We start from the raw sequence: 12,223 nt of genomic DNA, 5'->3' as shown, positions 1-12,223 counted from the left end.
CCGTTCACGCTGCCGCCAGGGAGGCGAGCAGGGGTTTGTGGCAGGCGACACGGCGCCCGTCGGTCAGGGTATGTTCCGCCGGCTCCTCGGCGCGGCAGCGCGCATCGGACAGTGGGCAGCGGGGGTGGAAGGCACAGCCGGACGGGGGAGTGCGCGGACTGGGCACCTCGCCGGGCAGCGGTGGTGCGCGGTGCCGGTTGCCGGGATCGAAGCGGGGAACCGCCGCCAGCAGTGCTCGCGTGTAGGGATGCGCGGGGGCGTCCAGCACATGCTCCGCCGGCCCGACCTCGACCGCACGGCCGAGATAGAGCACCAGCACCCGGTCGGACATGGCGCGCACCACGTCGAGATTGTGCGACACCATCAGGATGGTCAGGCCGAAATCGCGCTGGAGATCGACCAGCAGATTGACGATGTCGCCCTGCACCGACAGGTCGAGCCCGGCGGTCGGCTCGTCTGCGACCAGCAGGCGCGGCCGCAGCACCAGCGCGCGGGCGATGCCGACCCGGCGCGCCTGCCCGCCGCTGATCTGGTGCGGATGCTTGTCCAGCACCGACTCCGGCAGCCCGACCCGGCGCAGCAGGTCGAGCACGCCCGGCCAGGCATCCCACTCCGCCACGCCATGGATGCGCAGCGGTTCGGCCAGCAGGCTGCGGACGGTCATGCGCGGCGACAGGGCGGCGGCCGGATCCTGGAAGATCATCTGGGCGTCGCGGCGGAACGCCTTCGCCTCGCGCCCGCGCAGATCCCCGAGGCCGCGCCCGTCGAAACGCACCGTTCCCGCCGTCGGCGGCACCAGCCCCAGCGCGGTGCGGATCAGCGAGGATTTGCCGGACCCGCTCTCCCCCACCACGCTCAGGGTCTCGCCGGGATGGAGGTCGAACGACACCGCGCGCACCGCCGGGACGGTGCCGTAATTCAGCGACAGTCCATCGAGAGACAGCAGGGCGAGCGACAGCAGGGGATGACTCACGGCCAATTTCCTCAGACCAATTTCCTCAGACCAGGGCGCAGGCGACGGATCGGCCGCTGCCGAGCGTGCGCAGCGGCGGCACCGCAGCCCGGCAGGGCTCCGCTGCCTGCGGGCAGCGCGGGGCGAAGACGCAACCCTGCGGCAGGCGCGTCGCGTCCGGCACCTCGCCGGGGATCGAGGCCAGCGTGGCGCGCCGGGCGACGCCGGGGCCGATCTCGCAGGCCAGCAGGGCGCGGGTGTAGGGGTGGCGCGGGTCGCCCAGCACGGCGGCCGCCGGTCCGCTCTCCACCAGCGTTCCGGCATAGAGCACCGCCACGTCGTCGCACAGCTGCGACACCAGCCCCAGGCTGTGGGCGATCAGCAGGATGGTGCCGCGATAGTCCTGCCGAAGCTCCTCGATCAGGGCGACGATCTGCCCTTCGATGGTGGGGTCCAGCGCGGTCGTCGGCTCGTCCGCGATCAGCAGGTCGGGCTCGGCCAGCAGGGCGGCGGCGATCATGATCCGCTGGCGCATGCCGCCGCTGAACTGGTGCGGGTAATCGGACAGCCGCCGTTCGGCGTCGGGAATGCCGACGCGGGCCAGCATCGCCGCCGCCCGTGCCAGCAGGGCTCGGCGCCTGTCCTTCGGGCGCTTGGCGCGTTGCAGATCGACCAACTGGGTGCCGATCCGGAAGACCGGGTTCAGCGCCGCCATCGGGTCCTGGAAGATCATCGCGAAGCGGGTGCCGCGCAGTGCCGCCAGCTCGCGGTCGGGCAAGGCCAGCAGGTCGCGCCCGCCATAGCGGATGCTGCCCTCCAGCCGCGACAGGTTGCGCGGCAGCAGGCGCGGGATGGCCGAGGCCAGGGTCGATTTGCCCGACCCGGATTCCCCGACCAGCCCGACGACGCGCCCGCGCCCGAGGTCCAGCGACACGTTGCGCAGCACGTCGGCCGGGCCGGCGCCGGTCGCGAAGGAAACCGACAGGTCGCGGATGGCGATCAGCGGCTCCGCCTCTTGCGGGGAAGCGGTCACGGTTCCGTCCTCAGCTTCGGATCTATGGCATCGCGCAGCGCTTCGCCGAACAGGGTGAAGCCCAGCGTCGCCAGCGTCAGCACCGCACCGGCGGCGATCACCGGCCAGGGCGATTGCGACAGGGTGATGTAGCCGTCATGCAGCAGCGTTCCCCAGCTTGCGCGCGGCGGCGGCACCCCGACGCCGAGGAAGCTCAGGCCCGCCTCGATGGTGATGACGACGGGCACGTCCATGCTGGCCAGCACCACCAGCGGCCCCAGGATGTTGGGCACCAGATGATGCAGGGCGATGCGCAGCGGCGAGGCGCCCAGCACGCGCTCGGCCTCCAGGAAGGGGCTGTTGCGCAGGCTCAGCGTCTGCGCCCGCGCCACCCGGCCGAAATGCGGGACCAGCGTCACGGCGACGATCAGGATCACCTTGTCCAGCCCCGGCCCCATCAGCGCCACCACCGCCAGCGCGAAGACGACGATGGGAAAGGCGCTGACGATGTCGAAGGCGGCGAGGATCGACCGCTCAGCCCGCGGCGGCGCGTAGGCGGCGGCGATGCCGAGCAGGGTGCCGGCGGCGAGCGCCACGGCGATGGTCGAGAGCGCCACCAGCAGCGCCACCCGCCCACCGTCGGCGATCCGGCTCAGCAGGTCGCGGCCGAGATGGTCGGTGCCGAGCCAATGCGCCGCCGACGGCCCGCCGAAGCGGGCCAGGATGTCGAGCCTGTTGGGATCATGGGGAACCAGCGACGGCCCGGCCAGCCCGAGCAGCAGCACCGCCGCGACCAGCAGCAGCCCCGCGCGTCCGCCCGGCTCCCGCCAGATGCGGTTCAGGACGGCGTGCATCAGCGGTCTCCCGCCCGGCGGATGCGCGGGTCGAGCCAGGCATAGCTGAGATCGACGGCCAGATTGGTCAGGGTGAACAGCGCCACCACCACCAGCACGCAGGCCTGCACCACCGGGTAGTTGCGCGAGGAGATCGCGTCGTAGACCAGCGTGCCGATGCCGGGCCGGGCGAAAACGATCTCGGCGAAGATGGCGCCGCCGAGCAGCCGGCCGACGCCCAGCCCGAGGATCGCCACCGTCGGGGTGGCCGCCGGCTTCAGGGCGTATTTGTAGACGATCGTCCGGTCCGGCACGCCATAGGCACGCAGCGTGCGGATGTGCGGCTCGCCCAACACCTCCAGCAGCGAGGCGCGCAGCAGCCGGGCGATGTAGCCGATCCAGCCGAGCGCCAGCGACACCGCCGGCAGGGCCAGCCGCGCCAGCTGGTCGCCGATGTCCCCCGACCGGCTGACGCCCAGCACCGGGAACCAGTCCAGCCAGATGGAGAAGACCAGCAGCAGCAGGATCGCCACCACGAAGTTCGGGATGGCGATGAAGCCGATGCTGACCGCCGCCGCCGCCCGGTCCAGGACGCTGCCCGGATGCGTCGCTGCGTAGCAGCCGAGCGGCACGCCGAACAGCACGGCGATGGCGATGGCCGACAGCGTCAGGGTGACGGTATAGGGCAGCACCTCCACCACCAGCGCCGCCACCGGGCGCCCCGACACCACGTCGGTGCCGAGATCGCCGTGCAGCACGTTCCAGACGAACAGGGCGAAGCGCTCGTGCACCGGACGGTCGAGCCCCATCGCCTGGGCGAAGGCCTGCACCGCCTCCGGCGTGGCGCGGGGGCCGAGCAGCACCTGCGCCGGGTTGCCGGAGATGAACAGGGTCAGCACGAACAGCAGGGCGACCGCCCCCGCCAGCACCAGCAGGGTGGAGGCGAGGCGCTGCCCGGCATGCCGCAGGAGGACCGGCAGGGCTCCCGCCACGGTCAGGCCGCGCCGAAGCGGTTGAACAGCTGGTCGTCGCCGTTGGGCAGGATGCCCGGCACCAGCCAGTCCTTCAGGGCATAGACGTTGACCTCGTGGGTCAGCCAGATGAAGGCGGCGGACTCGTCGATCAGTTTCTGCGCCTCGATGTAGAGCCGGGCGCGCTCGGCCGCGTCGGTGATGGCGCCGGCCTTGGCGAACAGCGCGTCGTATTGCGGATTGTTCCAGCGCTGCCAGTTCCAGCTGCCGATCTGGGCTGCGGTGAACCATTGCAGCTGGAAGGACGGGTCGGCCTTGCCGCCGAAACGCTGGAGCGACAGCTCCAGATTTTTGCCGGCCTCGCCATTGCCGGCCGACCAGTAGCTGCCGCCCTCCTGCACGTCGAGGTCCAGCGTGATCCCGGCCTCGGCAAGCTGGGCCTGGATGATGATGCCGGCATTCTGGTAGGCCGGCTTGTTGAGCAGCGTCAGCCGGGTGCGCAGGCCGGAGACGCCGGCCTCGGCCAGCAGTTTCTTCGCGGCGGCGACATCGCGGGCGCGGCGCGGCGCATCCTTCCAATAGCCGAGCAGCCCCGGCGCCACCGGGGCATAGGCCCGGCCGACCGCGCCGTTGTAGGCGCCCTCGATCACCTGATCGACGTCGATGGCAAGCCGGATCGCCTGACGGACGCGCAGGTCGGTGAAGGGCGCCTTCTCGACATTGATGCCGATCCACACGAAGTTGATCGAATCCTGCTTGAGGATCTTGGTGCCCGGTATCTTGGCCACGTCGGCGGCGTTCGCCGGCTCGATGGCGGTGAATTGCAGCTCGTCGGCGCGGAAGGCCAGCTCGGCGGTCTTCGGATCGCGCACCGGGCGCAGAACGATCTCCTCGAAGCCGGGCTTCGGCCCCTGGAAGTCCGGGTTGGCGCGCAGGACCACGCGCTCGTTGGGACGCCATTCGGCCAGCCGGTAGGGGCCGGTGCCGATGACCTTCGTCGGCTGGTCGGCACGGTAGGCCCCGGCCTCGAACGCCTTGCGCGAGACGATCAGGCCGGAATTGTCGGGCAGCACCACCTGCCACAGCGCCGGGGCAGGGGTCTTCAGCTTGATCCGGCCGGTGTAGGTGCCGGTGACCTCGACCTCCTCCAGCGCCGCCAGATCCTTGCCGTGCAGCGGAAGCTTGCCGTCGGGACCGGGCTTGATCGCCCGCTCGAACGAGAACTTCACGTCGTCGGCGGTCAGTTCGCCGAAGCCGTCGTGGAATTTGAGGCCGGGTTTCAGCTCGAACTCGATGACGGTGTCGGACACCTGCTCGATGCGCTTGGCCGCCGACAGTTCCCACTCGAAGCTGCCGGGCTTGAAGGCGATCAGCCCCTGCAGGACGGAGCGCAGGATGTTGCCCTCCGGATAGCTCAGCCGGTTCAGCGGGTCGAAGGGCGGCTGCACGTCGCGCGGCAGCGCCAGCGTGATGCTTTTGCGGCCCGCTCCCTTCTCGGACTGGGCGAGAACCGGCAGGGAGAAGCCGGTGCCGGCGACACCGAATGCCGCCCCGGCGGCCAGAAGCTGGCGCCTCGTCACATCGACCATGGTGGTGATCCTTCCTGTCTTGCCTGCGTTTTCGATGGTGCGTGCGTTTCGGATGGATGGGGGTCAGCCCGGCGCCGGGTAGCCGGCGGCCAGCGCCTCGGCGGCCCAGCGTTCGGTGACGGCGTAATCCGCCGGATCGGTAACGGCGAACCCGGCCAGCACCAGCGCGTCGCGCACAGCCTCCAGGGCGGGCGCCTCGCCGCTGGCCAGGAAGGCGGCGCGCAGGGCCTCCACGGCCTCGTCCGGGACCGACGGGCTGGCGACCAGCGGCGGCATCGGCACCGGGTCGGTGCTGGCGACGATGCGGATGCGCTTTCCTAGTTCGGGATCGTGGCGCAGCATAAGCTCCAGCGTGTAGCCGTCGAGCGGCGCCACATCGGCGCTGCCGTCCAGCACGGTGTCGAGCACCCGTTTCGGCGTCACGCAGGGGCCGACCGTGGCGGCGTAGAGGTTTGGCCGTTCAGCCGTGCGGAAGCGAAGCAGATGGTGCCGCGGGGCGTTGTAGCCGGACTGGGAGTGGTCCACCGTGAAGGCCAGCCGCCCGCCGAAACTGTCCTCCAGCCGGTGGATGGCGGACTCCGCCCGGACCACGAAGTCGGTCCGGTATTCCGCCCGCCCGCCATAGCGGGCCGCCGCCGGCACCGGGGCGGCGACGATGCGGTGCCGGGAGCCGGCGCGGACGAAGGGCCAACCGCACATGAAGGTGGCGCCAAGATCGTCACGACTCCACAGATCCTCCAGCCGGGCCGGGAATGCATGGTCGAGCACCGCAAGCGGCACGCCGGACCGCGCGGACACCCAGTCGAACAGCGCCCGCCACGCAGCGGCAGCATCGGCGTTCGGCGCGTACATGCGCGCATTGGCGGCCAGCGCCCCGCCTTCCCCGCTCCCACCCACGACCGCCATATTTCACCATAGATCTGTGTTTTTCTGATTTTAGCCGATTAAATTGATAGACAAATATCGTGGCGATCAATAGGAAAATGATTTGGAAACTACAGATGTGATCTGGAAATGCGGCAGGACCCTTTGGTGCTCGGCGCCGGCCCGTTGACGATCGAGGCGGTGGTCGGGGTGGCGCGGCAGCGGCGGACAGTCGCCCTCGGTCCGCTGGTGGCGCCGCGCATCGCCGCGGCCCGCGCGGTGGTCGAACGGCTGGCGGACGCTGAAGTCCCGGTCTATGGCCTGACGACCGGGCTCGGAGCCGGCGTGGACACCCGGCTGACGGCCGACGACCTCATCGCCTTCCAGCAGCGGGCGGTTCCGGCCCGCGCCGTCGGGGTGGGACAGCCCCTACCGACCGACATCCTGCGCGCAATGATGCTGGTCCGCGCCGCCGGTTATGCCGCAGGCGGCAGCGGGTCGTCGCCGGCGATGTTGCAGGCACTCGTCGCCGCGTTGAACGCCGGCTTCCATCCGCAGGTGCCGTCCAAGGGCTCCATCGGCGCCGACGATCTGGCTCCGCTCGCCCATCTCGGCCGCGCCCTGCTCGGCGACCCGGACACCGAAGCGGAGGTCGGCGGGGACATCCTGCCCGCCGATGCGGCCCTCGCGCGTGCCGGACTGACGCCACCGGTCCTCGGCCTCAAGGACGGTCATGCCGTCGTCGTCGCCAACGCCCTGTCGGTCGGCCAGGGATGCCTGGTGCTGGAGGATGCCCGCGTGGCGCTGGACGCGATGGACGCGGCGGCGGCACTGAGCTGCGAAGGGTTCCGGGCGCAGCTGGAGCCGCTCGACCCGCGCGTCCAGCAGGCACGGCCCGCCCCCGGACAGGCGGAGGCGGCGGCCCGGCTGCGGGCCTTGCTCGCCGGCAGCGCGCTGGAGAAGCCGGGGGCCGCGAGGCGCCTCCAGGACCCGTTGAGCTTCCGCTGCCTCGCCCCGGTCCATGGCGCCGTCCGCGTGACGCTGGAGGCCGCGCGCGAACCGGTCGCCATCGAACTGAATGCCGCCGCCGACAACCCTCTGGTGGTCATCGCCGAAGAGGGCGGACAGGATTGGATGCTGCACAACGGCAATTTCGACATGACCGCCCTGGTTCTGCGGTTCGAGGCGTTGGGACAGGCGCTGGCCCAGGCGGCGACCATGGCCGCCCACCGCACGATGAAACTGATGTCCCCCGCGGTTTCCGACCTGCCGCGCTTCCTCACCCCGCAGGGCCAGAGCCGCACCGGCTTCGCCACCGTCCAGAAGACGATTGCGGCGCTGGAGGCGGAAATCCGCCATCTCGCCTTGCCGGCCTCGCTCGGCGTCCTGCCGGTTGCGGACGGCATCGAGGACCATGCCTCGATGGCGCCAGCCGTCGTCGCCAAGACCGGCGAGATCGTCGAGCGGCTGCGCTGGCTGACCGCAATCGAACTGGCGGCGGCGGCACAGGCGGTGGATTTGCGCGGTCCCCTCGTCCTCGGCGCCGGCACCGGCGCGGTGCACGCTTTCGTCCGCAGTCTCGTGCCGCCGCTGGACGAGGACCGCTCGCAAGGACCCGACTTCGAGCGGTTGGCGAGAGCGATCGCGGCTTCGCCTCCATCCTTCGCGACCGCCACATCCAGATGATCGCCGAAACCGGGCGGATGAGGTGGCAGCAGACCGGCGACGATAACAAGAGGGCCGGCGTGGAGAGCCAAAGGGCGCGCTGAAAGGGCATCCTCGGCGAGAGGCCGCGACTTCAATCCGATAGGTTCAAGGTCTCGACCAGCCGGGCAGCGCCAATCGCTCCAGGCAGCGGTCGACACGACGGAGGTCGGTGGCCTCTTCCATCGAAAGCCCAAACCGCCCGATATCCGACAGCAGGGTCTGATGGCTGGGCATCGCTCCCCGGCGCCCGACAGAGATGGCCTGAATGTCCCAGGGCGATGTGACTGCTGAATGCGGTTTGCCGCGCCGTCACCCTGAACCGCACCGGCGCGGGGTGGGGTGACTGGATGAATGGCTGGCCGGGCTTAGTCCGACCCGCTGCGTCGCCGGGTGCTGAAGGCGGTTTGAACAGGCGCGGCGCGCTGTCCGATGGGAACCGTTCCCATCGAACGGACCGGCAGGACCACACGTTTAAGCGGGTCGGCGGTCATCGGCACGTCCATGGCACGGGGGCGCCGTGCAATGGGAACCGTTCCCATTGCACGATCCCCCGACTACGCCTTGCGCTGTTCAAGCAGCGTGTCGATCAGCGACCGCATCCGCATCAGCCGCTGCCAATCCTCGTCGGTCAGCGGACGCGGCTTCTCTACCATCGCGCTGATGGTTTCCTGAGCCCGGTTGAGGACGCGGAACACCCGCTGCGGCAAGGCGCTCAGCGCCATCTCCGGCGAGCCGTCGGCCGGGTTGTGGGGAAGGCGCTCGCCCTCCTCCTCGGCGCTCTTGCGCTGCGGCGGCTCACCATCCGGATCGGGATTTCCCGGCTCGTCACCGCTCTTCCATTGAGCCCACATGGCAAGGGCGGACGCTTCCGACGCGGCCCGGGTCAGGGTGAGGAGGAAGCGGAGCGTCGGCTCATGCTCCGCATATTCCTTGCGGACCAATCCAGGCAGGGATTGCAGGCGGAGCAGCTTGGAGATCATGCTGCGATCCTTGCCGACGATGCCGGCAAGCGCCTCGTCCGTGTAGCCGTGACGCTCCTTCAACCCCTGCAACGCATCGGACTGCTCGAACGGAGACAGGTCGACACGCTGCACATTCTCGACCAGCGCCACCTCGAGCGGATCGCCGGCGGTCAGGACCGCGGTGATGGTCGGCCAGCCCAGCGACCGGGCGGCCCGCCAACGCCGCTCGCCCCACACCAGAAGATATTCGCCGTTGGCCTGCTGCTGCACACCGATCGGCTGCTTCAGGCCATGCCGGTCGAGCGAGGCGGCCAGAGACGCCAGATCCTCCTCCCGGAAGATCTTGCGCGGCTGGTCGGGATTGGTCACTACCAGCCCGATGTCGCAGGCGAAAGGCCGCTCGAAGGGGACGGCCTTGCCGGTCAGCGCGTTGCTGTCGAGCCGCACCGGGCTGGCGCTGTTCTGATCGCTGCTCTTGGCGATAAGCCCCATGTTGGAGCGCGGAATGCCCTTAGCCATGCGTCATCACTCCATGACTGGCCCGAACGATGCGGCGGTCGCGTTCCGCGATCAGGGTCTGCACCACCAGATCGAAGGTTCCGATCCCCGGCGCCTTGGCGTTGAAGGCGACCAGCGCATCGCCGCCGGCCGAGGATTGCGGGTAGAGCGTGGTGTTGGGAATCGGCGGGAAAATGTGAACCTCCTGCCCGTAGGTGTCGTGCATGTCCTTCAGCGTGGCCTGATCCTGGGTCGTGCGGCCGGAATAGAAGGTCGGGACGATGCCGAGCAGCGACAGGGTGGGATTGCCGCGTTCACGCACGAAGTCGATCTGTTTGCGCAGCGTGCCCATCCCCATGAAGGCGAGCGGCTGGGTCTGGCACGGGATCAGCACCGTGTCGCTGGCCACCAGAGCGTTGGTCACCAGATGCCCCAGTGTGGGCGGGCAGTCGATGAGGATGAAATCGACGCTGCGGCGCAGTTCGGCAAGACGGCTGCGCAAGGTGTTGTGCGAGAACTGCTGGGCGGCAAGCTCGGTCTCGCTCTCAGCCAGCTTGAGGGAGGAGGGCAGCACCCGGAGGCGCGGGTTGCGGGTCTCGACCAGACACTCCTCCGCCTTCGCCGCCCCCTTGAGGACATAATAGAGGGTCTTCTCGGCTTCCTCGCAGGCGACGACGTCGACACTGAGATGGATGCCGGCGTTGGCCTGGGGGTCGGAATCCACCAGCACGACTGAATAGCCGCGGTCGGCCAGCATGCGGCCGACATTGACGCAGCCCGTGGTCTTGCCGACACCGCCCTTCTGGTTCGCCAGCGACACCACCAGCGCCGGGCCGGGCTTCTCGACCGGAAGCACCGGGTGCTTGCGGACAAAGGCGACGACGGCCTGCGGAATGCGCTCGCCGCCATTCTCCCAGCGCGAAATCCGCTGGCGGTCGTAAGAGCGGTCCAGGCCCTCGTTCAGGAAGGCCGCGAAGTCTTCCCTCGATTGCCCGCGCGCCTCCCGGTACGCCTTCAACTGTTCGCCGAGCATGCCCCCTCCCCAATCCGTCAAGTCCAGCCGGGTCACCGATAGTGTGAGACACTCACACCTGTCAACGCCGTTCGGATGGGCCGGCCATGCCCGCGTTAGCGTCTCGCAGCCACCCTGGCTTTTCGGCAACACCGGCGAACGCTGCGATCAAGGCCTGGACTCAGGGAAAACGGCGGATGCAGGAAGCCTCGGCCAGCCGCGTGAAACCCGGAACCGATGGTCTGGGCAGGGCGGCGCCCGCCAGTTTGCGGAGACACTCGGCGAGCTGGCGTTCCTTCGCACAGGCCTCCTCGCACAATGCCCGCATTTCGGCGATGCTCGGCCGCCATTTCCGTGTCCGGCGCCAGATGCGCGCCGCCTGGTCGATTGCCCACCCAGGAAACTCGCCCAGATCCTCGACCCAGTCCATCGCAACCAGCTGCTCCACCTCGGGCGTCAATCCCTTGGCGGGGTAATGCGACAGCAGCGCCAGGATACGGCCGAGCAGCCGGTCGGGCTCCACCGGGGCCAGGACCGATCCTTCGAGGTCGGCCAGCGCCCATTGCGCCATGGCGGCCTGCCGGGCGGTGACGGTGGCGGGTGGCGACCAAATCTCGGATAGGCCGTCGAAGCCATTGTCACCGAAGCGCGGACGGTGTTCGAGCCGGCCGGCGGCCAGGATCTCGCGCAACGGTTCCGGCAAGGCGTCAACGAGCAGCCGGCGGCGGTCGCCCGGCGGCATCGCGGGGTCGAAGGGCAGCGGTGAGCGCTCCGGCACCGGCATCAGGGCGGCGGCTGACATGGAGGCTGACATGGCGGTTCTCCTCACAGCCAGGAACGGGGTTCGGTCTTGGTGTCCCTGAGCCGCGCCGCGACGGTCATCCAGGCATTGACGCGCTGTTCGGCAGAGCTTTCGCGTGGCCGGGAGGCCGGCGGAGCGGAATGCGGAAGGGAGCCCCCGGTCGCCGCAATCCTGGCCGCGGGTGCCTTGCCGGCGGCCGCATCCTGGATCAGCCAGGCGCGCCACGCCGCGGAGATGTCGCGGTAGCGGTAGCCATGTGCCTGGCAGCGCAGGACGAAGCCCTCGACATGCCGGCCGAGATCGACCGTGCCGAAACGGCTGCCCGCCCAGGCGAGATCATCGGCGGTCGGCATCCAATCCGCAGGCACGTCGGATAGCTGTCCGCGCCCGCCCGTGGCGAGCGAGTCTGGAATCTGTTCGGAATGGAGGTGTTTCTGACTCGCTGGCGGACAGGGGGCGTTCACGACCGAGTCATCCCTGTCCTCCGCATGGACAGACCCGCTGGCGGCGGGGCGCGGCACCTCCTCCGCGGCCCTGACCCCATCCCGCTCGACGCGCAGCCGGTAGAGGCAGGACAGCCGGGAGCCGTCACGGCCGCGGCGGTGCTCGATGCGGACGAGACCGATGTCGTCCAGCCGTTGCAGGATTCGGTTGATTGTCGGGCGCGACCGCTTGAGTTTGGCGGCGAGCGTCGATTGCGACGGCCAGCAGACGCCTTCCTCGTCGGCAAAGGTGGCGAGTGCCGCCAGGATGGCGAACCCGTCGGCGTCGAGATCGGGGTGGTCGAGCCACCAGGCGGGAATCCTGCCCCAGCGGCTGGTGCTGTCGGTCGGCGAGCTGCGCATCGGGTGCTCCTGCGAGGTCTGGCAATCGGCACGGGCCGACGGATCTGCGGGAAGGATTCCCCGAGGGACGGGCATCGGCCAAATTGCACCCGGCGCCCACCGTTAGGTGTCGGGTGCAGATGCGTAGGTGCCGGATGCGGCCCGGTAGGATGCGGGTGCCGATGGATAGGCACCGG

At 69.8% G+C, this 12,223-nt stretch carries 11 protein-coding genes; 1 reads left to right on the top strand and 10 read right to left on the bottom strand.

Annotation, left to right across the window (positions count from 1 at the left end):
- Positions 1 to 4: 4 nt before the first annotated feature.
- The 6 genes from TSH64_RS03145 to TSH64_RS03120 form a co-directional block, all read right to left on the bottom strand.
- Positions 5 to 973 (bottom strand): ABC transporter ATP-binding protein, encoded by a 969-nt coding sequence (locus TSH64_RS03145; RefSeq protein WP_247872720.1) that lies wholly within the window; start codon positions 971 to 973, stop codon positions 5 to 7.
- 25 nt (positions 974 to 998) lie between these two features.
- Positions 999 to 1,985, bottom strand: coding sequence for an ABC transporter ATP-binding protein (locus tag TSH64_RS03140; RefSeq protein WP_109095522.1), 987 nt, complete (start codon positions 1,983 to 1,985; stop codon positions 999 to 1,001).
- Positions 1,982 to 2,818, bottom strand: coding sequence for an ABC transporter permease (locus TSH64_RS03135; protein ID WP_109095521.1), 837 nt, complete (start codon positions 2,816 to 2,818; stop codon positions 1,982 to 1,984). The genes TSH64_RS03140 and TSH64_RS03135 overlap by 4 nt, the downstream gene beginning before the upstream one ends.
- On the bottom strand, positions 2,818 to 3,789 hold the full coding sequence (locus tag TSH64_RS03130; protein WP_247872719.1) for an ABC transporter permease: 972 nt from the start codon (positions 3,787 to 3,789) through the stop codon (positions 2,818 to 2,820). Before TSH64_RS03130 ends, TSH64_RS03135 begins: the two co-directional genes overlap by 1 nt.
- A gap of 2 nt (positions 3,790 to 3,791) precedes the next feature.
- Positions 3,792 to 5,357, bottom strand: coding sequence for an ABC transporter substrate-binding protein (locus TSH64_RS03125; RefSeq protein ID WP_109095520.1), 1,566 nt, complete (start codon positions 5,355 to 5,357; stop codon positions 3,792 to 3,794).
- A 63-nt stretch (positions 5,358 to 5,420) separates the two neighbouring features.
- Entirely contained in the window at positions 5,421 to 6,263 is an 843-nt protein-coding gene (locus tag TSH64_RS03120; protein WP_109095519.1) for a PhnD/SsuA/transferrin family substrate-binding protein, read from the bottom strand.
- Positions 6,264 to 6,389: 126 nt separating this feature from the next.
- On the opposite strand from TSH64_RS03120, the gene TSH64_RS03115 reads away from it, so the two are divergent.
- Entirely contained in the window at positions 6,390 to 7,907 is a 1,518-nt protein-coding gene (locus TSH64_RS03115; protein WP_247872718.1) for an aromatic amino acid lyase, read from the top strand.
- A 575-nt stretch (positions 7,908 to 8,482) separates the two neighbouring features.
- On the opposite strand, the gene TSH64_RS03110 is transcribed toward TSH64_RS03115, so the two are convergent.
- The 4 genes from TSH64_RS03110 to TSH64_RS03095 form a co-directional block, all read right to left on the bottom strand.
- Positions 8,483 to 9,409, bottom strand: coding sequence for a ParB/RepB/Spo0J family partition protein (locus tag TSH64_RS03110; RefSeq protein ID WP_109095517.1), 927 nt, complete (start codon positions 9,407 to 9,409; stop codon positions 8,483 to 8,485).
- Complete coding sequence (locus TSH64_RS03105; RefSeq protein ID WP_109095516.1) at positions 9,402 to 10,421, bottom strand: AAA family ATPase; 1,020 nt, start codon at positions 10,419 to 10,421, stop codon at positions 9,402 to 9,404. The genes TSH64_RS03110 and TSH64_RS03105 overlap by 8 nt, the downstream gene beginning before the upstream one ends.
- A 160-nt stretch (positions 10,422 to 10,581) precedes the next feature.
- Positions 10,582 to 11,214: a hypothetical protein gene (locus TSH64_RS03100; protein WP_247872717.1), complete on the bottom strand. Its 633-nt coding sequence runs from the start codon at positions 11,212 to 11,214 to the stop codon at positions 10,582 to 10,584.
- An 11-nt stretch (positions 11,215 to 11,225) separates the two neighbouring features.
- A complete protein-coding gene (locus tag TSH64_RS03095) occupies positions 11,226 to 12,047 on the bottom strand; it encodes a helix-turn-helix domain-containing protein (RefSeq protein WP_109095515.1) in 822 nt (273 codons plus the stop codon).
- Between the last annotated feature and the right edge of the window lie 176 nt (positions 12,048 to 12,223).

It is taken from the genome of Azospirillum sp. TSH64 (assembly GCF_003116035.1).
Lineage (GTDB): Bacteria > Pseudomonadota > Alphaproteobacteria > Azospirillales > Azospirillaceae > Azospirillum.
This window is presented reverse-complemented; position numbering and strand designations above follow the sequence as displayed.

Bases quoted from the DNA above. Each gene is read 5' to 3' on its own strand.
- TSH64_RS03135 (WP_109095521.1), bottom strand. From the start codon at position 2,818: ATGCACGCCGTCCTGAACCGCATCTGGCGGGAGCCGGGCGGACGCGCG.
- TSH64_RS03125 (WP_109095520.1), bottom strand. From the start codon at position 5,357: ATGGTCGATGTGACGAGGCGCCAGCTTCTGGCCGCCGGGGCGGCATTC.
- TSH64_RS03120 (WP_109095519.1), bottom strand. From the start codon at position 6,263: ATGGCGGTCGTGGGTGGGAGCGGGGAAGGCGGGGCGCTGGCCGCCAAT.
- TSH64_RS03110 (WP_109095517.1), bottom strand. From the start codon at position 9,409: ATGGCTAAGGGCATTCCGCGCTCCAACATGGGGCTTATCGCCAAGAGC.
- TSH64_RS03105 (WP_109095516.1), bottom strand. From the start codon at position 10,421: ATGCTCGGCGAACAGTTGAAGGCGTACCGGGAGGCGCGCGGGCAATCG.
- TSH64_RS03100 (WP_247872717.1), bottom strand. From the start codon at position 11,214: ATGTCAGCCTCCATGTCAGCCGCCGCCCTGATGCCGGTGCCGGAGCGC.
- TSH64_RS03095 (WP_109095515.1), bottom strand. From the start codon at position 12,047: ATGCGCAGCTCGCCGACCGACAGCACCAGCCGCTGGGGCAGGATTCCC.